Origin of the sequence: Mycobacterium sp. OAS707, assembly GCF_014873705.1 — a bacterium.
GTDB lineage: Bacteria > Actinomycetota > Actinomycetes > Mycobacteriales > Mycobacteriaceae > Mycobacterium.
In genome coordinates this window covers 2,110,653-2,133,318 of the sequence record NZ_JADBDS010000001.1, presented here as the reverse complement: position 1 = coordinate 2,133,318, position 22,666 = coordinate 2,110,653, and the positions used below count along the sequence as shown (strand labels likewise).

Sequence of the window (22,666 nt, the reverse complement as noted above, 5' to 3'; positions counted from 1 at the left end):
CCAAGCCGGTCCATCCCATATGCTGATCACCTTCAAGCCGATTTTCCTGGGCTACGTCGCGAGAACCAATGAACCACACTCTGATTCGGCCATCTGGTGATATTACCGGGGAATTCCGCGATCGCTTCCAGGCTGTTGGATAAGCAGGTCGTCTCGTTCATGTCTGCGACATGATTCAGCGAATTCGAAGGCGGCCGCTTTGTCGGTGAGGAACGTTTGATACTGCTCTTCGCTGAGGTAGTAATACTCGATATAGTCAACCATCGCGTTGGCTACAGGAATTCCGATAAAACGCCTGTCAGTTTCGTTATCCGTGCCGAGCCAATACCTGTCTTCTTTGGAGAACTGCGTCTTTTCGAACCTCATTTCAATCCTTCCGTCATCGTCGACATATCCGTGACAATGTAATCTTCGACCGGAACTTGGGCGCCGTCGATGACAGCCTCCGACGTACCTTGAGGTAGGAAGCCACCGGGGATCCATTGGCCGGTAGCACCGGCTTCGTTGCCGGACGGCAGGCGTAGGTCGTAGTTTCGTGGGTCTCGTATGTCGACGCGGACCACATCGTCGCCAGAGAAATATCCCTCGGGTAGGCCGAGTGCCTTCTCCATCGCACGAGGTTCGCCGTGGGTCGCATTCATTAGGGCATCTATTTCGTCGGTAGGCATCACAAATGAAGTACCGTCGCGCTGCCCAATCCCATAGGTATCCAAGCTATCTCGGGTCATGAACCGAGTGGCGCCATCGTCGAACTTCTCAAGATGGCGTTCTATGAATTCGTGCGACAAGTACTCCGAAGGATCGGGCCGAGTGCCCTGCTCCATAGCAAGAATTTCGTTACGCTTCTCCTCGCTCAGCCCATTGTCGTCTGGCGAGGTTCCGTGGTCAGAGTCAGCGTGAGAGTGGTCGCCCGGATCCGAGTCCGAGTGATGCCCCTGTTCGTCTGAGTGAGTCGGCGGGTCGCCCGGTTCGTGGGGAGGGCCATCGCCTCGACCGTCGCCCGCTGGACCATGGCCGTCGCCAGAACCGCCGTGCCCGGATCCCGACTCACCAGAGCCCGAGCCATGCTCCACGGTTGGCGGCGCGTGTTCGCCTGCCGCGACAGACGTTTCCGCGCCACGGGTTTCCGCGCCGACAGAGGCAAGTTCTTGTGACGGTACGGTCGCAGGCTGTGCTGAACCGAATCCCTCGCTGGCAGAAGGAATCCCAGGAGCACTTGGCGCAGCGGGCGGCTCCATATGCGGCGCGCTGGGTGCCGTTGTGGCTGGCACATGAGGCTCTGCCGCCGCTGGCACGCTCGATACCTCTGCAGAGTGAGGCACCGGTTCGGGCGCCCGTGGCGCTTCGGGCACGGCTGGCGCGCCATTGTGCGGCGGCGTTGACACTTGCGGCTCAGCAGAAGTGTGCGGTTCGGCAGTCACAGACGGCTCGCTGTGCGGAACATCCGGCGCCCGCGGCGTGGGCTCGACCCGCGGAGTCTCTTGCGGCACAGGGGCTTCGACCGGCGCACGTCCGCCGGGGACGGTGCCGGGGGTAGCACCCTCGGGGACACTGACGCTGTCCAGCTTGCTGCTGATTTCCCCAGCCTTGGTCGTGATGCCTTCGGTCGCCCCGGCCGCGCGGGTAGCGGCCGTCGCCCCGGCATCTCGCGTGGCCGCGCCGGCCGCGCGCGTCTCGGCTCCCGCAGAGTCGGCTGCTGCCCGGGTAGCCGCGCTGGCTCCATCGACTGCGGGCGCGGCCTCTCCGGCGCCCGGGATGAAGAAGCTGCCGACCTGGGCGGCGTCGTAGCCGAGAGCACGGAACGGATGACCCTTTTCGACGTCTTCCCAATCCACCAGGCCCTTGACGGTGTTCAGGCTGCCTTGTGGATCGGACATGATCTCACTCGCGAGATGCACCGGATTGGTCAGCGTTTCAGCGGCATTCGCCAACCCTTTCCAAGTATCCAACGCCCCTTGCGGGTCGTAGGCGAAACGTGAAGGGTCAAGTTGATCGAGGCCGTGCGCAGTCTGGGCAACGAACTTGAGCCCGCCCTCGGGGAGATCCACCAACGCGTTGAAGTCGGACGACAGCACATTGCCGACGTCCTGCCCGAACGCCGAGATGAACTCCTTTTTCGCCCAGCTTTCAAGCGAATCCGTCACCGAATCAAGAGCATTGATGCCTTGACTGAAGAGCTGACTCGACGCGTCGGCCTGGCGCTTCATGTTGTTGAGCACGGTCTTGATCTCGCCGGCGACCTGCTTGATCTTGTCGATCGGATTGTGACCAGTGAAGATGCCGCCGATGGTTTCCAGCACCCCGCCTGGGCTCAGTTGGTGCAACAGATCTCGCACCGCGTCCTGCGTCGCCTGCACGTTGTCTGCGAACGCGTCGACATTTGAAGCCAATGCCTGCGCCTGCGCGGCGATATCGCTCAAGCCGGACGCGACCTTGCCGGCCGCCTCCACCATCTTCCCCGACTCGGGAATCTGCATGCCGCCCAACGCCGTTCCTGATGCCGACACCGGGCCCGCCGCCGCGCCGATGGCCGCTGCGAACCCACGCCACGCTGCCGCGGCGGCATGCATCTGCGCGGGATTGCCGTCGGGCCAGACCTCACCGACGAACTGCTCCACCAACGACCAGCCGAGCGGAGCCGCGACCCCGCCACCCATGGGAGGCGGCATCGTCAGTCCACCAAAGCACGACGGTTCCGTCGGGACCGGCACCGGCGACTCGCCACCGCCCACTGTGGATGCGGCGTTCGCCTTGCCGTAGTTCGAGGCCGACATCTGCACACCGAAACCCACTCGGCGGCAGGCATTTACGGCGGACTCTGCCGCATCGAGCAATGCCTGGCCGGAGTGGGTGTAGCCCTGCCCGAACACGATCCCGGCCGAGTCGTGCCCGAACAACGCGCCGGCGCCTGACAACGCCGACGACAACGTCTGGGTCGCGGTGGCCACCGCGTCACCCTCATTGCTGACGCTCGTTCCGGTAGCCGCGAGAGCCGACGGATCAACCGCAATCGGTGAGGTCACACATCAACCCCACATGCGCGTGTTCGCCTGCACCGCCGAGGAATAGTTTTCGTGCGCGCCCTCGGCGATCTGGCGTAATCGGGCCAGCGCCTCCCGCATCTCTCGTGCGCCTTCGTCCCATCGGGCTTGTGCTGCGCGCTCCGCCTCACCGCCGTCGCCGTACCAAGTGGTGCCCAGTCGGGCCACCGACTTGGCGGCCTGTGCCAGGTGCGCTTCGAGTTCGGAGTCGAACGCCGTCATGCGGTCAATCACTGCCAGCAGGGCGGCCGGGTCGACGCTGAACGCGGCCATCAGAGCCCCGCTCCGGAGATGCCGTCGGCCGTCGCAGTATCCGTCGATGAGTACTGGGCGGCGGCCTCCTGCAGCAGCCCGGACATCCGCGACAGACCCTCGACGACCTGCGCCGCTCCCTGATGCCACTCCTGCCAGACGCCGGAGTACGACGACGCCGCCGAACCTGTCCAGCTTGAACCCAACAACCCGGACACGTCGCTGTCGAGCGAGCCCAGGCCTGAGCGAAGACTTTCGGTGAGCGCGTTGAGCTCGGCTGACACCGCAACCAACTCCGACGCCGTGACCTGCAGATCTGACACCGTTCAACCCCCGCGAGTGACTTTCATTTGCGTTGTAAACAGAATAACGAAGCTCTCAGGGGGCTATGTGCACTAGAAAGTGCCGCATCCACAGCAAATGCACAGAAATGCATTTGTGCTGCGCTGTCCGCGTCAGATGACCGCGCCCCGAGATCGGGACTACGTAGTGGCGGATTGAAACCGGGCGAGATTGCAGTGGGGTCCTACTGCACTCGTCGCATCGAACGCGACTGATGATTCATGGCGGACGTCGACGCAGGAGAAGGCAATCATGCTAGACCGGCTTGCACGACTAGCAGTGGCCCGGCCGAAGTCGGTTCTCGCCGCGACCTTGGTAGTCATGGTGGCCGCACTTGCATATGGGTCCGGGATCAATGAGCGGCTGTCAGGTGGCGGCTTCTATAACGGTTCTTCCGAATCGCAGCGCGCCGCTGACGCGCTCGAGCAGCGTTTCCACGTCGGCAAACCAAACGTGGTGATTCTCGCGACCGACACCGCCGGCGGGTCCGTCGACGATCCCGCTGCGGTTGCCGCCGGCGAGGCGCTGACTCAACAACTTGCCGCCACGCCTGGTATCACGACAGTGAGCTCGTACTGGGGACCAGGCCAGTCTGAATTGCTCCGCAGTAAGGACGGGACGAAGGCGCTAATCGTGGCGCACGTCGAAGGCGATGAGCGCGAGTTCGCGGCGGCGGCCAGACGTCTCATCGCGACCTACCGCGGCACTGAGCACGGTCCGCTGAAACTCCAAATCGGTGGTGAGGCAGTTAGTTACGACGATGTGACCGATCAGCTCAACCACGACCTGGGGATCAGTGAAGCAATCGCGATGCCGATAATCCTGGTGCTGATAACACTGGTGTTCGGCAGCCTCGTCGCGGCCGGCTTGCCGGTCGTGATCGGTGTGCTTTCGATCGTGGGTTCACTAGGCCTTCTCGCGTTGTTGGCGGCCCTCACCCCGGTGTCCAACTATGCGCTCAACGTGACGACGATCCTCGGTCTTGCTCTGGCGATCGACTACAGCCTGCTGGTGCTGACCAGGTTCCGGGAGGAGCGAATGCGCGCCCAGTCCCTCGATGATGCGATCCTCGAGTCGGTTCGAACCGCGGGCCGCACGGTCGTATTCTCTGCGACTGCGGTGGGGCTGTCGGTGCTGGCGCTGCTTGTCTTCCCGATGATGTTCCTGCGTTCGATCGCCTACGCGTGTATCGGTGTGATACTGCTCGCGACGGTGTGCGCGCTCGTTGTCATGCCCGCCATGTTGCGCCTGCTGGGCCCCCGAATCGACACGCTGAATGTGCGCAGGTTGGTTCCACAGGTATTTGGACGTCACGAACCGGCCGAATCGCGTGCCGAGGAAGACGGGTTCTGGTTCCGCAGTTCACGATTGGTCATGCGTAGGCCGATAGTGATGGGGGGCGCGGTTCTGCTCCTGGCTCTTGTGCTTGCGGCCCCTTTCGGTGCCATCCGGTTGACCTCTTCGGATGACCGGTCGCTGCCCGCGACAATTGAAAGCCGAAGTGTAGGAGACGTTATCCGCTCGGATTTCCCGGCGACAGCGACCGCCGCGATGGATGTGATCCTCGAAGGCTCCGCGAGCGCGGATCAGCTGGACGGGTACGCCAGGGCGCTGTCACAGTTGCCCCATGTCGTGGCCGTCAAGCTGGGAACGACAAGCTATGCCGGCGGGGAGCGGATTGGCGAAATGCCGCTGCCCGACGCGAATGGCGCCTATCTACGGGTGCTCCCAGACGTCGATCCCTACAGCGACGCAGCCCACGTGCTGCTCGATCAGGTACGCCAAACCCCAGCTCCAGATACCGTGCATGTCGGTGGACTCACCGCAGAGAACATCGATACCAAAGATGCTTTGTTTGACCGAGTTCCGTTCGCCGCGGCACTGCTCGCCCTGGCGATGTTCAGCGTGCTGTTCGTGTTCACCCGAAGCGTGGTACTGCCGATAAAGGCGTTGCTGCTCAACGTAGTCAGCTTGTCAGCGACTCTCGGTGCGATGGTGTTCATCTTTCAGGAGGGCCACCTCAAGTGGCTGGTCGGAGATTTCTCGGTCACCGGGACACTGGCTACACCGACGCCGATCCTCATCATTTGTCTCGCGTTCGGGCTGTCCATGGACTACGAAGTGTTCCTGTTGTCGCGCATCACTGAGGAGTACCGCGCGCACGGCGACACCAACCGCGCGGTGATGTGCGGGCTACAACGCGTTGGCCCCGTCGTCACTGCGGCGGCAGTGATCATGTCAGTCGTGTTCATCGCGATGGCCACTTCTGAGGTGTCGTTCGTCAAGTTGCTAGGCGTCGGCTTGACGCTGGCAATCCTGTTCGACGTCACACTCATTCGTGCGATACTCATGCCCGCCGCGATGAGGCTGATGGGCCGCGCGAATTGGTGGGCGCCTCATTGGCGACGGCCTCCCGCCCATTTGCTCGTCAGCGGGGCCCGTCGTCGGCATCAACTGACCGTGCGCCAATTGACGGCGCAATTAGCAGCGAATTGAACATGCCCGCACTGCGACGCGATGCGTGCGAAATGACTACACAGCAACGCGTGCTGGCGGAGGTCGCAGCACAAGCTTCGGCGATGACCGAACGGCTGTCGACCAGCACTTCAGCCGGCGATCACGCGATGGGGACGTTCGTCGACACGTTTTTCGACATGATTCCTCTGGACGGCTCCGCGCCCAGTATCAACGGCATCGTCATGCTGCCCGTGCTCGTGTTCGGTGCCGAAACCGCTGCGCCGATGCGCGCGACACCCGTGGCGCTCATGCACACACTGTGGTGGGCGGCGGCGCGGTATCTGGACGACATGATCGACAATCCGCAACTCGCCCGGTCGGATCCCGCGGAATTCAACCGCGGTGTGATGACCGCAATTGCGGTGGGTAATTATCTGCCGCTCAACATAGTTGGCGAGCTGGCTGTCTCCGACGCCGTTCGGTTTCGCTTGCTCACTGAGTACAGCAACGGATGTATCAACGCACTGAGTGGGCAGCTGACCGACCTGGTTCTCGACGCGGAGAACGCAACTCTAGACGATGTGCTGCGCAACTACGAGTGCAAGACGGGCGCGCCCTACGGGATGTCCGCCGCGCTCGCCGCGCAGCTCGCGGAGCGCGATGCCGACCGGGTCGATGCCTGGCGGTCGTTCGGTAGGGTGCTCGGAGTGCTTCGTCAACTGGTCAACGACCAGCGCGACTTGGTCACCGAGCGCGACGAGGATCTGCGAAACGGCACTGCGACCTATCTGCTCGTTCATCTCCTGGGCACTGCGTCAAGTGCCCGCCGTGCGGAATTGATTGGCCTTCACCGGCAAGCACGCACTTCGGCGGAGGCGCGGGCCGAACTGAAGCGCGCGATGTTGGCGCCGGACATCGTTTCCAGCTACGCGGAAACCATCCAGCCCATCGTCCGTGCCGCTCGCGACATGCTTGCGTCGCTCGGAGGTGACCCGCAGTGTGTCACCGAGCTAGCACGGCTCATCGACGAGACGGTCTCCTACTTTCCGCAGTTTCAACTCCGGTGAGGAAAGGACCCGTGAGCGCCGACGAGTGGATCAGCGCTCTCGAGTCGTGTTGGCGGCAAAGGGATCCGAGTTCGATTGCCGACCTCTTCACTGACGATGCGTACTACATTCGCGGCCCGTTTGGTGAACCGCATCGGGGACGCGACGCGATCCGCGCTCATTGGGTCGAGACCTTGTCCAGACAGGTCGCCCCGCGAATCTGGTTTGGCAGTGCGATCGAGTGCGGGGACCGCGCCGCGGTGGAATTCTGGTGCATTCTTCATGATCCCGCGACGCGCGAACCACGGACCGTATCCGGCTGCCTCACACTGCGGTTCGGATCGGACGGACGCTGCTCGGTTTTCCACGAGTATTGGCACGCGGAGTCGAACGTGGCAATCGAACCGGCAGGGGATTGGTTCTGCGTCTAACCGACCATTCCGACGATGGCGAAACCGACCAGCGTGCCCAGTAGACCGAGGGTTGATAGCGCCGCAGGCCATCGGTTGTCTTTGTGGCTGAGGTACTTGATGCCGAAGGCGGCAACACCGATCGAAGGCAACGCGACGAATGCCTTGGAGAGCAGCGAAACAGGCGCAGCGATGGCGAACAGCGCGACGGCCAGCGGCGCAGTGCCGATTGTGAGCAGCGAAGTCCCGTAATAGCCAATCGAATTGACGTAGCTCCGTTCGCCTGGCGCAGGCTGGCGGACAAGCTTCTTTCCGAACTCGACTTGGCCGGCGCACAGTGTCAGGATCAGAATTCCCAGCCCACCAACGACTGCGGTCGGCGCATCGGCGTGGATCTTGGCCGAGGCCGCGAGCAGGTACACATACAGCAGTAGTTGAACAGGGAAGCTCACGAGCACGTTCAGGACGAGGTTGTCACCGCGGGTGGCCGGGACTCGCTGCCCGACAGCCATCAGCGCCCCGGTGTAGAGAAGCTGGACAGCGAGGACCAACAGTCCACTGGGGAAGAACAGATTCGCGACGACGATGACCGTCAGGCACAGGGCACACAGAGCCGAAAGGTCCCGCCGCGCAACTGCGCCGGACGCCACGGGGCGCTGTGGGTTCGCAATGCGGTCGTAGTCGCTGTCACGGACGTCATCGAGGACACGCATGATCAGCAGGTCGGCGAACAGGGTTACAGTGACTACCCCCAACATCGGTATCGCGCTGGCTGGAATCCGTTCGCCGGCGAGCGCGGCGAATAGACCGATTCCTCCTACGCCGAACGCCAAGACGTACACGGTCGCAAGAACCGGCGGATACCTGGTGAGAATGAAATTCGAGATACCGACCGCAGCAGTCATTTTCCGCCTCCTTGCCACGTCACCGGCAGGCTCCATACCCCGCGGGTGAACATCTGGGTGCGCCACTCGATCTCGGACGCAGTCACAAGAGCTAGTCCGCTCAGTCGGGACAGCACGGTTTGCAGGCCGACTTGCAGTTCGAGACGAGCGAAAGCCATTCCGATGCACTGGTGCCGACCGTGGCCGAATCCGAGGTGCGGATTCGGACTCCGCTGAGGGCAGAACTCGTCAGCGGCCGGGAACACATCGCGATCGCGGTTGGCGACATCGAGTACGGGAACGACGATTTCACCTTTTGAAATCACACGGTCGTGCAGCTTCACGTCAGCCGTTGCGAGGTGCGGACGCCCCGCGGTACCACCCATCGTGCCGCCGAACCAAACCCAGCGCAGCAGCTCTTCGACAGCGGAAGGAATCTGCCCGGGATATCGGCGAAGTGAATCCACCAGTCCGGGATGCTGAAGTACCTCGATGAGACTCAGTGCGAGGTGACTGGCGGTCGTCTCTGCGCCGGACATGAGCAGCCCCATGGCGAGCATGACGATCTCTTCGTGGGTCAGGCTGTTTGAGGATTCTTCGTGTACCAGGGCATCGATCAGCCCGCCCGCTGTCGTCTGGCTACCCGATCGACTGACTCGACTATCGAAGTAGTCGTGCAACTCGCGGTTTGCTTTCGTGACCTCGTCAGGGTGGTAGTGACCAGCTGACCATGCGACCGTCATTCGCGGCACGAGAAAGGGCAGATCGGCGGTGTCCAGCCCGAGCAGGGTCATGTGCACGAGGTTCGGAAAAGGCTGGCAGAACTGGGCGAAGATGTCCGCTGGTGGCCCCGCCGCGAGCAGGTCGTCGAGAAGTTGATCGGCGATGCGGCCGATGAGCGGCCGGGCCTTCTCGGCCCGCCGCTTCGTAAACCATCCCTGGACGGCCCGGCGCCGACGCGTATGGGTTGGCGGATCCGAGGTGACCAGTGCCAGAGGCAGGTCGGCGCCCGCACCAACGGTAGGCAGGTGAAAATGTGCCCGACTGAAGCGGTTGTCACTCAACACGACTCGTACGTCGCACTGACGAGTCACGGCAATCGCCGCCGTGCCGTCAGCCAACGTGATGTCGAGTGTCGGTTCGTCGCGAAAAAGATCGACATGATGCTGCGGGAGCGAAGCGCGCGGACAGCTCTCCAGCGGTAATTGCATGGTGTCACCGCGGTCTCTGCGAGTGGGGGCGGAGTACGCGGACGATGCCGGACCTACCGTCGATCTCGATCTCGTCGCCGTCAGATATCTTCGAGGTCGCGCCAGAAACCGCTACTACAGTCGGGATTCCGAGCATCCGTCCTGTTATCGCAGTGTGCGAGACCATGCTGCCGCGCTCGACAACGAGTCCAATTGCGTTGAGCATCAGTGGTAGCCATCCAGGATCGGTTTCGCGGGCGACCAGGATCATCCCAGCGCATTCACTCGGCGGAAGATCCGGCCGCAGTACCAATTTGGCGCGACCACGGGCGATCCCGGCGCTGGAGGGGAGACCGGTGAGTTCGGTGTTGGAACTTGCGGTCGCCGATGTGGCAGCCCTGCGACGAAGGTCGGCGGCAGCGATCGGCGGCGGGGCGGTTGTGAGAATGGCTGCGAGGGCGGGCCGCTCGCACGATCGTAGATAGGCGTCTTTTCGGGTCCGCGCCAGGACGCGCAGGTCGGGATGTGTGGAGGTGCCGTCGAAGGCTCCCAGTAATTCCTCGACCTCCAGATGGACATAGTCCTCGGGCGAGTCCAGACACCCTGCAGCGGCCAGCTCAGATCCGAGTCGTCGCATGACCTCCCGCGAGAATCCGTATAACTGGGTGCGGCAGAACCGAGTGTCCTCGCGGGCTTTCACCAGGAACCGACCCGCCCGCATCGCGGCACGAAGAATAGCGCGTTTCCATCGTGACGGGCAGATGCGGTGTAGTTCATCGAGTGCGACTGTCGCCGCGGTCGATTCCTGAAGACGCGTCTGCTGCATCGTCACTCCCGCCGCAACGAACGGCCGCAGGGCGTCGACGATCATCTCAGGTCTTTGGCGTGGCGTCGGCTCCTCGATCTTGAGGTCGTGCATGGCGCGATCGCCGAATTCCCTGAGGTGCGTGAGGGCATCGGACTGAAGTTTGCCGCCGTAGGCGCCTCGTGCGATGCGGTCCCAGGTATCGCGTGCGTCGGCAGTCAGCACTCTGGCGGCCAACGCGGGGTTGGCGTTTATCTGCTCGGCGAGCGCCACCGTGGACTGCACCGACTGCAAGGTTCGGTTCGGCGGTCCTCCGGGCAACAGCACAGTGAGGTCCACCTCGAGGGAGTCGGTCCACCGCTGTACCAGCACGCTCCCTGCGACATAGGCGGCCAGAGCGAGGTAACCAGCGAGAATGGGTATGCCCCAGCGTGATTTGGCTTCTGACCAGACTCGGCGATACGTGGCGATTACTTCTTCGACCGGCTTTTCCGACAGTCCTGCCCCCACCATGTGCTGGGAATCCCACCAGGACAAGAATCTCCGCAATTTGCGGGGAAAACTCACGGCCGCCCATATCAGTCGCGGTGAACGCCTGATGATGCCTGTGATGGAATGGCGTTCGAGCACTTGGCCCGGGTCGGGTTTCCGTTCTGCGAGCCCCAAGGACCGCTCCCACATCGGACGAAGAGCGTCCCACCCGGGGAGCTGGCTGTGCAGCGCGTACCACGCGTCCAGGCGGTAATACGCCCGGCCGTCGAGGTATCCGATCATGCGACGAAGTTGGTGTTCCCGACTCCGCAGTTGCCTCTCAGAAACTCCGACGATGCGATAGAAGTCGCGGAAACTCATGCGGTAGAAGACTCGTGCGTGTGAGTACGTCATCGCGGTGGTGACGCCCGGAAAGCTCTCAGTCAGATTGTGATTGGTCCATTCGATCGTCGTCGCCGGCGTTTGGGGCGACGTGGCGGGCCGTGCCTGCACCAGGTGAATCGCTGAGTCCGCCGTGACGACGCCCTCGATGTCCTGGGGTCCGGACAACAGCTGCTCGGTGGTCTCCGCCAGTGCTGCGATCTGACTGATCTGCGCATCGGAGAACACCGGTAGGTCGGCGAGCCGATCCGGCACCCGATATTCGACAACGCCACCGCCCGGAGCCCGGCGGAGCATTCTTGTCTTGTGAGAGATCAGCCGCCCGATCCCGTCCGCGCGTACGAAAAAGTGGTCGATGTCGGCACGTTCGGCTACCGCACCTTCTCCGATGCCGTAGACCGCAGCGACCACAGTTTCTCTGGCACCGCTGGCAGGATCGTGGGTGAACGCGACAAACGACCGCTCGCCGTCCAACATCTGCTGAACTCCGACGCAGATGCTGAGGACTCGGGGGTCGATTCCTCGCCGGGCGCGGTAGAGTACCGATCTGACACTGAAAAGCGATGCGGTACAGGCTGAAACGGCATCGATGAGCGTGTCGGCACCGACGTACAGGTAGCTATCTGTGAGGCCCGCGAACGGGTCGGCAGCGTCATCTTCGCCCGGCTGTGCGTGGCGGCCGACAACGCATGCTCGGACTGCGACGTCGGGTGAGCCGAGGGCCACATATTTGTCGCGGATCTCGGTTTCTGTCTCCGGCAGAAGGCGCAAGTGTTCGGCGGCGCTGCGACTCGCCTCGGCCCAGGCAGTCAATTTCGCGACACTGGCGTCGACACCGGGAAAGGGGCCAACCACATCGGCGATGGCTGTCCACGGAGTTTCTCTGACGACGCAGAAGAACGGCGGGACGGGAACTCCGGCATCGCGTAAGCGTTGCTGGCGCGCGAACTTGTGCCCAACCACGCTAGCGTCGGCCAGTTCTGCAGGTGCGTCGAAGATCTTGATCATCACCACACCCCCGGCACAATCCGGGATCGTGTGTTGGCGAAATCCCGATATTGCGGCAATTCAGTGAGGACGTCTTCTTCGATCCTGATGCGCCAGAGAACCGCGGCGACAAGGAGAGTCAATGCCGTGATACTCGCAGGGCTCGAAAAGTAAACGGCGAACCCGACGTTGGCGAGCAGCATCCCGGCATAAGCAGGATGGCGCAGCACCCTGTACGGCCCGGATGAAACGAGGCCACCGTCGGAGATCCGTACCACTCGGTGCGAATATTGGACGCCGAGTTCGTGAATCGCCCACGCGCGTAACGTCACACCAGCAACGAAGACCCCGGCGAGCACGACGCCGAACTGGTCGGGCACCGCGGGCGCTGAGTACGCAGCCGTAAGTGCCGTCGCGATTCGCGCTACCGCGTATGGAACGAGGGTGCGATTCTCAGCGGCCGATTGTGTGGGTGCTCGGACGGTGATTCGTGCTTCGGAGAGCAACCACACCAGATAAGCGGCGACGAAAGCCGCTGCAGCGGGGCGTCCGCCGAGAAGGTGCGCCGCGACCGCAATGGTGAGGCCGATGGCGGTCAGTGCCAACAGAGTACGAAGGATGTACATGGCGACCCGATCAGTCATTACCAGCCTCCATCGAGTCAGCCTCTAGCCTGCGCGCAATTGCGCGTACTCGACTTCGTCGACGCACCGGGTCGCGATGACGATCGAGCCGACTTTGATCGCTCGATCGCCTACTGCGTGCACGTCGATGTGGACTTTGCGCGTCTGTTCTGGCGGAGTGGGCTGCCACGACAACGCCAGCGTCATGTGACTCTGCGGCATCGCAGTGGGCACGTATGCGGTGAGCCCGACGAATATCATCTTCGTCCCCATTGGTTGCTGACCCCACAAGTGAAGAATCGCGATGACGAACTGACGCGCGGCCTCGATGATGGAGGCGACCGCGCTGGCTCGCGGCGGTATTCCGCCGATGGCAGCCTGCTCGTGTACGCGGACCCAGACGCGTCCGGTGTCGACTGTGAGCGGGCCGATTGCAATATTTCCGGGGTCGGCGCGGTGCACCAGTTCACACGGGATCGAGCCGTTCCCAAATGCCGGCACCGGGGCAAGCTCCGCAGGCAGCGCGGCCTCGCGTCGACTCAGCAGTCCCGTCGCTATGCAGCGGCCTGATTGGATGAATTCGAATGGGTTTCCGCCGGTTTCGCGTGTCGCACTCACCTCAATTGTGGCGTCGAGCTCGCAGAATTTGGTGAAGGTGAGGCGGAAGCTCACATTGGCCGGCCGCAGCATCGCTGCGTGCTCAGCCAGTTCAAGACCAGCCACCACCAGAAGCATTCCCGGCACGTGATCGAGCGGATGGTCGAAGAACACCGGGTCGTGCAGATCCACGCGGATGAACCCGCGAGAAACGCCACCGCTTGGCGCCAAGTCCAGGGTGTCAATCGTGCGTCCGGGCATCACCCGAGGCGTACTCGGTGCAAGTGCATGCATCGCTGCCTCCTCCGCTCGTTTGCGCCGTCTGAAGATCCGACGCAAGGGACCACTGCAATAGAGATCGTCGCTCCGATTCGAGGAGTGGCTCTCAGTAGAGCCCTACTGCAATCGAATGCGCGTCTCGGCGCAGTACTACTGAGTCGCAGGGTTGAGCGGTCTTGCCCGGGCTTAAGTAGTACCGCGCCAAAATCGGGCGAGATAGAAGTGGCGCACTACTGCGCTCCCTGCACCACACGGCAGCGACGATTTATGTGGTGAAACATCGCAAAGGGAATGATGATGATCGAGGCAAGCACATTGGTCGCATCCGACGGCCTCAGCGTCGACAACCGTCCGCTGACCGGACTATCCGATCAGTTGCCACTGGTCGCCGATCGATTGCGCGAAATCCTGGTCATCGGTGGCGGTTTCGATGCAATCCACCGTCACATCCTTGCCGTCCCCGGTAAACGGGTCCGAGCCGCGATGGTGCTGGCCTGTGCCCGTCTGGTGCCCTCGGCTGGCGCGGTGCCGCTGCGCGACGCCGTCGATGTGGCGTGCGCGATCGAGATGATCCACGAGGCATCGCTCGTTCACGACGACATCTGTGACGGATCGCTCTTGCGACGCGATGCGCCGTCAGTACCGGCCGCGTTTGGTGTCCGCACCGCCGCTCGGGCGGGATTTCATCTGGTAGGCAATGCTTTACAGGTACTCGCACGAGTGCTGGACGACAATCCGGCGACCTTCGCGCGGCTCGGTGAGGTCCCCGGGGTCACCTGCCTCGACAGCATCTCAGACCTGTCTTTCGGACAGCTCATCGAGACCGTGCCACCTGCCATAGACGACGCCGCCATGCGTAGACATTACGAACTCGTGGCCCGGGCGAAGACCGGCACGCTGTTCCGGCTGGCCTGCTCGTACGGCGGCACGGCCGGCGGTCTCGACCACAATCAGCTGTGCGCCCTGATGCGATACGCAGACCAACTCGCGCTGGCCTTTCAGATCATGGATGACGTCCGCGACGTCGAGGGCGGCCCCTCACTGGGCAAGGCGGCCGCCGGCGACCTCGACCGACGAGTGCCGACCTGGCCGGTGATCGAATGGCTGGCCATCCGGCCCGGGTCTCGTCAAATGTGGCTCTCCAGGCTGACTTCCAGTGCCGACCTGCAGGCCGACCTGATGCGCAGCGGGGCCACCCGGACTGCCCGTGCCGTCGCTGTGCGCGCCGCCCAGACGGCCTGCCGGGCGATCAATGCATTTCCGCACTCCCCAGCGCGTGAGCAGTTACGCGAACTCTCGGTGCGGGTGGTGTCCCGATGAGCGGGGGACGACTCGGCGCCCTGGCCGACGGGCTGTGGCACCTGCACAGCACGCCGGACTTGGCTGCGATGCGGGCGGCCCGGTCACCGGGCGAGTTGGCCCGGCTGGCGGTTGTCCCAGCTGCTCGAAACCTCGGCATCGCGGCCGGTTTCCTTCCCGCGGACCGGCGATCCGAGGCCACCACCGCCCTGCTGGCCTGTCGGGTGCTCCACGCCTACGAAGACCTGAGCGCCCGCCCGCTGGCGGCCGGCGCCGTCGTCACCGCCGTGGACTACCTGAACGGCGACACCGACACACCGCCGCCGCCACTGTCGGCGATCGCCGTCGGAGACGCCGAAGCGGTCGACCTGGTGCTGGCCGAGCGCATCCGCGACGTGCGGGAGCTGCTGTCGGAACTGCCCTACGAAGGCCGCAAACGGATCGGCCGATTGTTGACCGATGTCGGCCAGGTGATGGCCCGAAACCTGGAATGCCCGCTACCGCGGACCGTCTACGGCGAGGGCGTGCTCGGACGGGTGATGCTATACGTATGCGCACTGGTCGCCGAAAATGCGTGCGCCGAGGCCGATTTGAGCGAGCTGGCCGGATGCCTCGGCGTCACTGCACAGTTGGCCAACGACTTGCGGGACGGCGAACTGGCGCTGTACGGCGCCCGTGACCGCGAGGAACTGACCCGGGCGGTAGTACAACGCCTGCTGGTCCCCGCGCTCGGCAGCATCGCACTGCTGGCCCGGCTCGGCCCGTGCATCCACAGTCGCGGCGCCCGGGTGGCGATGGCCTATATGACCATTACGACGACCGCGTTCTTGTGCGCGGCCGTCGACGCGCCCGCACCCTACCGGCGAGCGGTACGGCCGGCCGCGGCAGTGCTGGCCGCCGTCTCAACTGTTCACTGGACCACAATGCTGGAGCGAGTGCAGTGGTCCGTCGAGAGGGCGATCCAGCGTCTGTTGGATGCGGCGCCCCACCCTTCCTTGAAGGCCGGCCGTGCTGTTCGATCGGGTGTGGCCGACATCCTTGCCGTTGGGGATCCGCGCTCGATGCCGTCCTCGGTGGGCCCGCTCATCGTCGGCGCTACCTTTGCGATCGTCGAAGGACTGTCGGAAGAACCGCTGACCGGCGAACTGCCCGAGTTGCAAGTACGCCGCATGATGATCGCCGATCATCTAGCCTTCTGCGCCCTGGAACGGCTGCGACCCCGCGACGCCGACGCCATGCGGGCCCTCGCAACGCAATTCCAGCTCGCCGCCCTCGCCCCGCTTCGCATGGTCAGCCGCCCGCTCAACCCACAAACTGATGTTGGTGACCAGGTCCACGGCTGTGAGGCCGAGGTCGGCGTGAATTGCGCTGCGCGTCGCATGAGCGAGAAATCGTTGCGGCACACCGACACTGCGCACCGGTGTGTCGATCCGGGCCTCGCGCATCCGGGCCGCCACGGCCGACCCGATCCCGCCGTGTAGCCCCGACTCTTCCAGAGTCACCACGAGCTGTGCCTTGCCGGCAAACTTCACCACTTGCTCGGGCACCGGCAGCACCCACCGCGGATCCACTACCGCGACGGCCACGCCACGCTCGCCGAGTGTCGCAGCCGCCGACACTGCGATGGTCGCGAGCGGCCCGACCGCGACCAGCAGAACATCCGGATCATCCGGGCCGCAGAGCATATCCACGCCTTCGATTCGTTCTACGGCGCATATATCAGCGCCGACTGATCCCTTCGGGAACCGGATCGCGGTAGGGCCGTCATCGACTTCGAGCGCCTCGCCGAGTTGTTCACGGAGCGAAGCAGCATCGCGTGGGGCGGCGACACGCATGCCAGGCACCAGGCCTAGCAGTGACAAGTCCCACACGCCGTTGTGGCTGGCCCCATCAGGCCCGGTAATGCCTGCCCTGTCCAGAACGAATGTCACTGGCAGTTTCAGCAGTGCGACATCCATCATTAACTGGTCGAAGGCCCGATTGAGGAACGCGGAATAGATGGCGACCACGGGATGCATGCCGCCGAGGGCGAGCCCCGCGGCGGATGTAACAGCGTGTTGTTCGGCGATCCCTACATCGAACATCCTGTGGGGAAACCGCTTTCCGAACGCCGCGAGACCGGTCGGCCCCGGCATGGCGGCGGTAATCGCGACGACGTCGTCGCGGCGGCTGCCCCATCGGAGCAGCTCACTGACAAAGACATCCGTCCACTGGGTGACATCGGCGCCGGCCTTCGGTTTGCCGGTTCGAGGATTGAACGGTCCGCAAGCATGCATGCGATCAACCGGATCTTCCTCCGCTGGGCGGTATCCCATTCCCTTGCGGGTGACCGTGTGGACGATGACCGGACCGCCCGCGTCCTTTGCCGCCCGTAGGGCCATCTCGAGTGCGAAGATATCGTGTCCGTCGACCGGGCCGAGATACTCGATGTCGAGATCTCCGAATAGGGTCGCCGGACTCGCCGCCAGGAGTCGCTCATACTTCCGACGCGTCCGCAGGCTGGTCAGACGCTCGGCAAGCCCACCGATCGTCGGTGCATAAGACCTGCCGTTGTCGTTGACCACGACAATGACACGACGGCTCTTGCCGGCAGCGATGTTGTTCATGGCCTCCCAACACATTCCGCCGGTGAGCGCGCCGTCACCAACGATCGCGACCACGTGGCGATCTGTACTGCCGGCCAATTCGAATGCCTTGGCCAACCCGTCCGCGTAGGAAAGCGCCGCCGACGCATGCGAAGACTCGACCCAGTCGTGCTCGCTTTCTGCGCGCGAGGGATACCCTGACAGGCCGCCGGATGCGCGCAACTGGTCGAAGCCATCTTGGCGACCCGTCAGAATTTTATGCGGGTAGGCCTGATGACCGGTGTCGAAAATCAGTGCATCGCAAGGTGATTCGAATACGCGATGAAGTGCAATGGTCAACTCGACCACACCAAGGTTAGGGCCGAGGTGCCCTCCTGACGCCGACACCTTTTCGATGAGGAATGCTCTGATCGCATCTGCGAGTCCTGTCAACTCATTGCGCGACAATCCCTGCAAGTCACGCGGACCCCGGATCCGGCGCAGGACCGCCAAGTCGCTTGCGACCGATGTGCTTGCCCCACCCATCATCGTCCCTTCCGCGATGTCCTGGCGAAACGACGGCCACAGGGTCAGATGTTTCGCTCCACAGTGGAAATCGTGGCTGCCTTGGCGTGCGACGAGCGCAGTATCCTGCCACTGCAATCTCGCCCGATTGGGGCTTCGTTCTACTTAGGCGCCGCGGCGGCATTCACGATGTACTCGGGCGAGTTGAACGCCACACAGATACTCTTGGCCAACTGTCGAATCTGAAAGCGTCATCAATTGATGACACTTCTTCAACCACAACCACTCGAGAGCGCGGCTCTTGCTCAAGAGAACAGCAGCAATCTACGTATAGCTTCGGTCAGGCCGCGCGCCGATCGATCAGTCTCGTCGGCTCGGCGGCCGCGTGCACCATCTGATCGTGGTCGTCTTGCGCACCGCGGTAGCTCCGCAGATACCGGTCGATCTGCTCGCGGCGCAGCGGGCGAGCCCAGATGTTCTCACCTGGGATCTCGATGCCGCTGTTGTTGGACTCCGTTCGCTTGCGGGCACCGATGCGGAACCCCACGACAGACGCGACCATCAACGCGACCAGCCCGATCCCGATAATTCCGACCAGCGCGCCTCCGGTTGCCAGCGCGTAGACGAACATCCCCAACGCGACGAACACCAGCAAGAACAGCACATACGCGACATTCGTCATCGAAACCCTCCGCAATGCCCTCAACACCTCTATCACCTCTCTACGATCTTTAGTCGATGCCGATACGCTACGTGTAGCGTATCGCTACGTTTAGTGTAGCGTTCTTCCGGCGACTGGTATTCCCGGACGGAGGAGGCGCGAATGGTGCAGCGACAAGACGTCGACGACGCCATCGCCGATGCGACCCTCGCGCTGCTGCGCACCAAGGGACCGCGATCGGTGACGGTCGAGGCGGTCGCCGCGCGCTCCGGTATTGCCAAGACGACCATTTACCGCCGCCACCGCGACCGACGCGACATGCTGTCCGCCGCTTTGTTGCGAGTAACGACACCCGAACCGCTTGCCGCGCAGGCCGATGCGTCGGATCGGCTGCGGTGGCTCATCACAGAAGCTGTCAACATCGTCGAAGTCGGCATCGGTTACGGCGGCTTCGCGGCCATGCTCACCGACGAAGATCCCGACTTCACCAAACTCTTCCGCCGCATCCTCGCCAAGCAGCGCGCTGAATTGGAGTCCATGATCGACGCCGGCAAGGCCGACGGCTCGTTCCGGGCCGACGTCGATGCCGCCACGCTCATTGACGCCGTGGTGGGTGCGCATATCGCCGAGCGCGCCCGCACCGGGCGGGTCGCCCGCGGATGGGAAGCGCGGTTGTTCGATCTCTTCGCGCCGACCGTGCTGGCTTGAGGTGACTCACTCGGGAGAAGCGCGACAGTCGTAACGCGCACCGGTGGTGACTCCTCCGGCCGATCGACGCGGTGGATCCCAATATTGATGTCTATCAACGCCTCGGAGGTCGATCTTCGGTGCGCGCATTGGGGTGGCGATTGAGGGCTTCAGTGATTGACCTAATCTCTGGATACTCCTCTTGCAGAGGCTCGTAGGCACCACCGTGTCGGTGTGCCCGTACGAGATAGAAAGCCCAGCCACGTAGCAAGTCGACGCCGGCCCAGTCGGGAATCTCACCCGTCCGCTCGAAGACTTCGCGCGCCGGCCGAATTACTTCCCACAGGTTTTCTGGATTGCGGGCCAGCCGCGCGTAGCCGTCGTACTCGTGCGCCCACTCGACAAGTTTGAACTCGTAATTGTCGCCTTCCATGGTCGAGACAGTAACTGCGAGGGCATCGATGAGACCGCTGCGACGTCAGAAACCATCGGCATCCCGCCGCTCATGCCTCGGGAAAACTACTTGCACGCGAACGCCTGGTGACGCGTTCGACAGCGCTCCGCATCAGTCAGGCGTCAGGCAAGATCTCAACCGGGTGTTCGCTCAAAGGCTCAATGACTACCCCCACCCGTTTCATCTGATCAATTGAGCGGTTGGTGTCCATCACGCCCGCTACGTCCCCTTCGAGGATCATGTAGGCGGCTCGATTCATTCGTTCGTAGAACTCTTTCATCGACTCCACGCTACGAAACACCGGCATGTACAAGATGCCCGCCCGCTCGAGCAAGAACAGCTTTTGTTTTCCGTCTGTCGTGTCGCCAAAAGGGGTGGAGTAGTAGACCTTGGCATTAGTGGCAACGTCCGATTTCGGCTGCTTCTGCTTTTTGAATAGGCCCACATAGCCTCCTTTATGGCTTGACCAACTCCTGAATTTCTTTCACGGATTTCAGCATTAGATGACTGAAAATTGTCGCTGACGGTTCCATCAATACCGCGCGTCCTTCTGGGATGCGGAGTTCGTAGATCCCTTCTTTGACAGGTACGAACTGAACATCGGAATTGTGGCCCAGTGAGTACAAGTTGGCACCAATTCTGGGAAGTCGTAGCACGTTCCGGGCGGTTGACGACCATTGCCAGATTAGGTATTTCTCGACAAGGTCGTACGTAGTGAACTTGGCGGCACCGCTGTGGAGCTGACCCCGATCATCGATCGTGTCAATCACCCACCAGCCGTCGTTGTATTTAAGATGAAACGAGTAGTCATCAGACTTGAAGCGAATTTCGTGCCCAGGATGAGCATCCGAGGTCTGCGCATTCGTCAAACCCGCTAGCGGCGCCCAATACAGCCATGCCTCTGATAGTCGCGAGAAGTCAATTGAGTCACCCATGCAGATCCTTCAGATATCCTGAGTCAAGTAAGTCATTCACCGACGCATCATTTCCGTCCGGCCCAATGATACGGTACTGAATACCTCCGCCCGGCTGGTGGAACCAGGGTGCCACTTGAGATTGCTCGATTCGAAATCCCGCTGGAAGTTTGGTGGGGTCGTCAACCGCGTACTGATAGTAAGACTTAGTGGCGCTATCCGGAGGGAGCGCACGTTCCGGAAATGGCGTTCCGTCCGGCGACAACCATGACCCAAACGGGCTGCCAAAGCGGTCGATGACGGTGCCTTGCGGTATTTGGGCGTTGTCGATGACGGTGCCGGGTATCGCGTACGGCTTAGTGGGCAAGCTTGCGTCGGGGTAGATCAGCCCGCCGTCGGGGTGCGTGAATTCCGGACCTGGGGGTATTGGATCGTAGCCGTCGAACATCGGGTGATCTGGCGGCAGCGGCGGCGGCGCATCGGGTACGAGTGTCGGTGCACCATGGTGGCTCGGTAGGTCGCCGAGCGGTGTCGGCGTGTGATGCTCGAATGTGCCTGCTGCAGTTGGGTTATCGATGAGCTCATGAGGGATGGCCCCGACGCGCGTGAGGTCGTCGAGTGCTCCGGCTCGCGCGGCCAGCGCTCCCTCGCCGCCGAACATGGCGCCTGGCGCCGTGAGGGCTGTTTCCCCGGCTTTCTCACCGAAATAGTGCGCCGGGTATTTCGTCGCGTGCTCGACTTCCTCGGTCCAGGACTCGACGGGGTTGGTGATCCGGTCCCAGGCGCCCTTGGCCATATCGGTCCAGGACTTTTTCAAGTCGTCCCAGCCGTTCGCGCCGACCAGGTCACGGATGCCTTCTTCGGTGCCGAACCAGCCGTCGGCGAAACCATCCTTGAAACTCGGCGGTGGCATCTTGTCTGGTTTTGGCGGCGTGTAGGCGGGTTGTGGTTTTTGCGCTGCCGCGACCATCGCATTGAGTCGCTGCTCGATCTGATCCGGCGGCACTCCGTCGTTCAGCATCGTCTGTCGTGCAAGCGCTTTGAACTGCTCTACCTTCTTAGGGTCCAGCGGGACCGACCCCGTCGCAGGGTCGGCCCCTGCCTGGCCACCCGGGGTGGCTGGTCGATCACCGGGCTTTCCGGCCAGCTGATCCAGTGCACTGTCCAGACTGTCCGGCTGCTTCGTGCCGTCATCGGGCCGCGGCGGTGGTTTCCGTTCCCCGCTACCAGGCATCAGCAGGTCTTCCAGCGAGGACGCCGTCTTCTTCACGGGAGGTGTTGTCCCCGTGGCGGTTCCGATTGCACCCGCCAATTCGCCATCCACGCGTTCGCCGTCTGCGAGAACGGCGGAGATCTGCGCCTGTAAGTCGGCGACCTTGGCTGCGACTTTCGCCGCTGCCTCGTCATCCAGATAGCTGGTGTCCGGCGGGATCACTTGATTGGTAGCTTCATTGACCTGCACCGCAGGCTGCTGCGCGGCGTAGTCCAGGATGATCTTGATCTTCTGAGCAACACCCTCGGCTTCGTGCTGGGCGTGCTCCATGCCGGTGGCGGCCTTGCCCAGGTTTTCGGCCACCGCTTCGTGTTGACCGGCGCTCGACACCATCGCCGCCTTGGCCGCCTCGCCGCCGTCTCCCTCCCAGGTGGAAGCTTTCGCCAACGACCGGTAGAAGTCAGCGGAGTTCGTGTGGTTCGCGGCAGCCTGACGGGTGGACCCGGCCAGATCCGCGATCTCGGGCGGCCACTCGCGCAGCTCCCTCAAGTTCAGCGGCACGG

20 protein-coding genes are annotated in these 22,666 nt (G+C 62.9%); 5 read left to right on the top strand and 15 right to left on the bottom strand.

The window, feature by feature from the left end; all coding sequences use genetic code 11:
* Positions 1-102: 102 nt before the first annotated feature.
* From GGC64_RS10545 to GGC64_RS10530, 4 genes are read right to left on the bottom strand one after another with little or no spacing between them, the layout of a single operon-like run.
* Positions 103-366: a hypothetical protein gene (locus tag GGC64_RS10545; protein WP_192722298.1), complete on the bottom strand. Its 264-nt coding sequence runs from the start codon at positions 364-366 to the stop codon at positions 103-105.
* Positions 363-3,023 carry a hypothetical protein gene (locus GGC64_RS10540; RefSeq protein ID WP_192722297.1) on the bottom strand — a complete coding sequence of 887 codons (2,661 nt, stop codon included), beginning with the start codon at positions 3,021-3,023 and terminating at the stop codon, positions 363-365. The genes GGC64_RS10545 and GGC64_RS10540 overlap by 4 nt, the downstream gene beginning before the upstream one ends.
* Before the next feature lie 3 nt (positions 3,024-3,026).
* Entirely contained in the window at positions 3,027-3,314 is a 288-nt protein-coding gene (locus GGC64_RS10535) for a WXG100 family type VII secretion target (RefSeq protein WP_192722296.1), read from the bottom strand.
* A complete protein-coding gene (locus GGC64_RS10530; RefSeq protein WP_192722295.1) occupies positions 3,314-3,616 on the bottom strand; it encodes a WXG100 family type VII secretion target in 303 nt (100 codons plus the stop codon). The genes GGC64_RS10535 and GGC64_RS10530 overlap by 1 nt, the downstream gene beginning before the upstream one ends.
* Before the next feature lie 271 nt (positions 3,617-3,887).
* Here GGC64_RS10530 and GGC64_RS10525 point away from each other — a divergent pair, with 271 nt between their 5' ends.
* Genes GGC64_RS10525 through GGC64_RS10515 form a run of 3 tightly spaced genes read left to right on the top strand, consistent with a single transcriptional unit; the run spans position 3,888 to position 7,569 of the window.
* Positions 3,888-6,131 carry an MMPL family transporter gene (locus GGC64_RS10525; protein ID WP_192722294.1) on the top strand — a complete coding sequence of 748 codons (2,244 nt, stop codon included), beginning with the start codon at positions 3,888-3,890 and terminating at the stop codon, positions 6,129-6,131.
* Between the two features lie 32 nt (positions 6,132-6,163).
* Entirely contained in the window at positions 6,164-7,159 is a 996-nt protein-coding gene (locus tag GGC64_RS10520) for a polyprenyl synthetase family protein (protein WP_192722293.1), read from the top strand.
* Positions 7,090-7,569 carry a nuclear transport factor 2 family protein gene (locus GGC64_RS10515; protein ID WP_370582049.1) on the top strand — a complete coding sequence of 160 codons (480 nt, stop codon included), beginning with the start codon at positions 7,090-7,092 and terminating at the stop codon, positions 7,567-7,569. The genes GGC64_RS10520 and GGC64_RS10515 overlap by 70 nt, the downstream gene beginning before the upstream one ends.
* Here the strand turns inward: GGC64_RS10515 and GGC64_RS10510 are convergent.
* The 5 genes from GGC64_RS10510 to GGC64_RS10490 are packed head-to-tail and all read right to left on the bottom strand — an operon-like array spanning position 7,566 to position 13,801.
* Entirely contained in the window at positions 7,566-8,453 is an 888-nt protein-coding gene (locus GGC64_RS10510) for a hypothetical protein (RefSeq protein ID WP_192722291.1), read from the bottom strand. The two genes, GGC64_RS10515 and GGC64_RS10510, sit on opposite strands and share 4 nt — an antisense overlap.
* Positions 8,450-9,643 carry a cytochrome P450 gene (locus GGC64_RS10505; RefSeq protein WP_192722290.1) on the bottom strand — a complete coding sequence of 398 codons (1,194 nt, stop codon included), beginning with the start codon at positions 9,641-9,643 and terminating at the stop codon, positions 8,450-8,452. The genes GGC64_RS10510 and GGC64_RS10505 overlap by 4 nt, the downstream gene beginning before the upstream one ends.
* Before the next feature lie 4 nt (positions 9,644-9,647).
* Positions 9,648-12,308 carry a PEP/pyruvate-binding domain-containing protein gene (locus GGC64_RS10500; RefSeq protein WP_192722289.1) on the bottom strand — a complete coding sequence of 887 codons (2,661 nt, stop codon included), beginning with the start codon at positions 12,306-12,308 and terminating at the stop codon, positions 9,648-9,650.
* Positions 12,308-12,931, bottom strand: a complete 624-nt coding sequence (locus tag GGC64_RS10495; protein WP_192722288.1) for an isoprenylcysteine carboxylmethyltransferase family protein — start codon at positions 12,929-12,931, stop codon at positions 12,308-12,310. Before GGC64_RS10495 ends, GGC64_RS10500 begins: the two co-directional genes overlap by 1 nt.
* Before the next feature lie 24 nt (positions 12,932-12,955).
* Positions 12,956-13,801, bottom strand: a complete 846-nt coding sequence (locus GGC64_RS10490) for a hypothetical protein (RefSeq protein ID WP_192722287.1) — start codon at positions 13,799-13,801, stop codon at positions 12,956-12,958.
* A gap of 282 nt (positions 13,802-14,083) precedes the next feature.
* Here GGC64_RS10490 and GGC64_RS10485 point away from each other — a divergent pair, with 282 nt between their 5' ends.
* A complete protein-coding gene (locus GGC64_RS10485) occupies positions 14,084-15,106 on the top strand; it encodes a polyprenyl synthetase family protein (RefSeq protein ID WP_192722286.1) in 1,023 nt (340 codons plus the stop codon).
* A 1,166-nt stretch (positions 15,107-16,272) separates the two neighbouring features.
* On the opposite strand, the gene GGC64_RS10475 is transcribed toward GGC64_RS10485, so the two are convergent.
* Positions 16,273-18,162, bottom strand: a complete 1,890-nt coding sequence (locus GGC64_RS10475; protein ID WP_225951684.1) for a 1-deoxy-D-xylulose-5-phosphate synthase — start codon at positions 18,160-18,162, stop codon at positions 16,273-16,275.
* Positions 18,163-18,514: 352 nt separating this feature from the next.
* Entirely contained in the window at positions 18,515-18,856 is a 342-nt protein-coding gene (locus GGC64_RS10470; protein ID WP_192722284.1) for a hypothetical protein, read from the bottom strand.
* 141 nt (positions 18,857-18,997) lie between these two features.
* Here GGC64_RS10470 and GGC64_RS10465 point away from each other — a divergent pair, with 141 nt between their 5' ends.
* Positions 18,998-19,543 (top strand): TetR/AcrR family transcriptional regulator, encoded by a 546-nt coding sequence (locus GGC64_RS10465; protein WP_192722283.1) that lies wholly within the window; start codon positions 18,998-19,000, stop codon positions 19,541-19,543.
* Positions 19,544-19,637: 94 nt separating this feature from the next.
* On the opposite strand, the gene GGC64_RS10460 is transcribed toward GGC64_RS10465, so the two are convergent.
* The 4 genes from GGC64_RS10460 to GGC64_RS10445 all read right to left on the bottom strand — a co-directional run bounded on the left by GGC64_RS10460 (position 19,638) and on the right by GGC64_RS10445 (position 22,664).
* Positions 19,638-19,955 (bottom strand): hypothetical protein, encoded by a 318-nt coding sequence (locus tag GGC64_RS10460; protein WP_192722282.1) that lies wholly within the window; start codon positions 19,953-19,955, stop codon positions 19,638-19,640.
* 136 nt (positions 19,956-20,091) lie between these two features.
* Complete coding sequence (locus GGC64_RS10455; RefSeq protein ID WP_192722281.1) at positions 20,092-20,421, bottom strand: hypothetical protein; 330 nt, start codon at positions 20,419-20,421, stop codon at positions 20,092-20,094.
* A gap of 10 nt (positions 20,422-20,431) precedes the next feature.
* On the bottom strand, positions 20,432-20,911 hold the full coding sequence (locus tag GGC64_RS10450) for a hypothetical protein (RefSeq protein ID WP_192722280.1): 480 nt from the start codon (positions 20,909-20,911) through the stop codon (positions 20,432-20,434).
* Positions 20,904-22,664 (bottom strand): TNT domain-containing protein, encoded by a 1,761-nt coding sequence (locus tag GGC64_RS10445; RefSeq protein ID WP_370582048.1) that lies wholly within the window; start codon positions 22,662-22,664, stop codon positions 20,904-20,906. The genes GGC64_RS10450 and GGC64_RS10445 overlap by 8 nt, the downstream gene beginning before the upstream one ends.
* Positions 22,665-22,666: the final 2 nt, after the last annotated feature.

What these genes read in the sequence shown, in the direction of transcription:
- GGC64_RS10535 (WP_192722296.1), bottom strand. Translation starts at nt 3,314, where the DNA reads ATGGCCGCGTTCAGCGTCGACCCGGCCGCCCTGCTGGCAGTGATTGAC.
- GGC64_RS10510 (WP_192722291.1), bottom strand. Translation starts at nt 8,453, where the DNA reads ATGACTGCTGCGGTCGGTATCTCGAATTTCATTCTCACCAGGTATCCG.
- GGC64_RS10500 (WP_192722289.1), bottom strand. Translation starts at nt 12,308, where the DNA reads ATGATCAAGATCTTCGACGCACCTGCAGAACTGGCCGACGCTAGCGTG.
- GGC64_RS10450 (WP_192722280.1), bottom strand. Translation starts at nt 20,911, where the DNA reads ATGGGTGACTCAATTGACTTCTCGCGACTATCAGAGGCATGGCTGTAT.
- GGC64_RS10470 (WP_192722284.1), bottom strand. Translation starts at nt 18,856, where the DNA reads ATGACGAATGTCGCGTATGTGCTGTTCTTGCTGGTGTTCGTCGCGTTG.
- GGC64_RS10490 (WP_192722287.1), bottom strand. Translation starts at nt 13,801, where the DNA reads ATGCATGCACTTGCACCGAGTACGCCTCGGGTGATGCCCGGACGCACG.
- GGC64_RS10525 (WP_192722294.1), top strand. Translation starts at nt 3,888, where the DNA reads ATGCTAGACCGGCTTGCACGACTAGCAGTGGCCCGGCCGAAGTCGGTT.
- GGC64_RS10520 (WP_192722293.1), top strand. Translation starts at nt 6,164, where the DNA reads ATGACTACACAGCAACGCGTGCTGGCGGAGGTCGCAGCACAAGCTTCG.
- GGC64_RS10495 (WP_192722288.1), bottom strand. Translation starts at nt 12,931, where the DNA reads ATGACTGATCGGGTCGCCATGTACATCCTTCGTACTCTGTTGGCACTG.
- GGC64_RS10505 (WP_192722290.1), bottom strand. Translation starts at nt 9,643, where the DNA reads ATGCAATTACCGCTGGAGAGCTGTCCGCGCGCTTCGCTCCCGCAGCAT.
- GGC64_RS10485 (WP_192722286.1), top strand. Translation starts at nt 14,084, where the DNA reads ATGATCGAGGCAAGCACATTGGTCGCATCCGACGGCCTCAGCGTCGAC.
- GGC64_RS10545 (WP_192722298.1), bottom strand. Translation starts at nt 366, where the DNA reads ATGAGGTTCGAAAAGACGCAGTTCTCCAAAGAAGACAGGTATTGGCTC.
- GGC64_RS10465 (WP_192722283.1), top strand. Translation starts at nt 18,998, where the DNA reads ATGGTGCAGCGACAAGACGTCGACGACGCCATCGCCGATGCGACCCTC.
- GGC64_RS10460 (WP_192722282.1), bottom strand. Translation starts at nt 19,955, where the DNA reads ATGGAAGGCGACAATTACGAGTTCAAACTTGTCGAGTGGGCGCACGAG.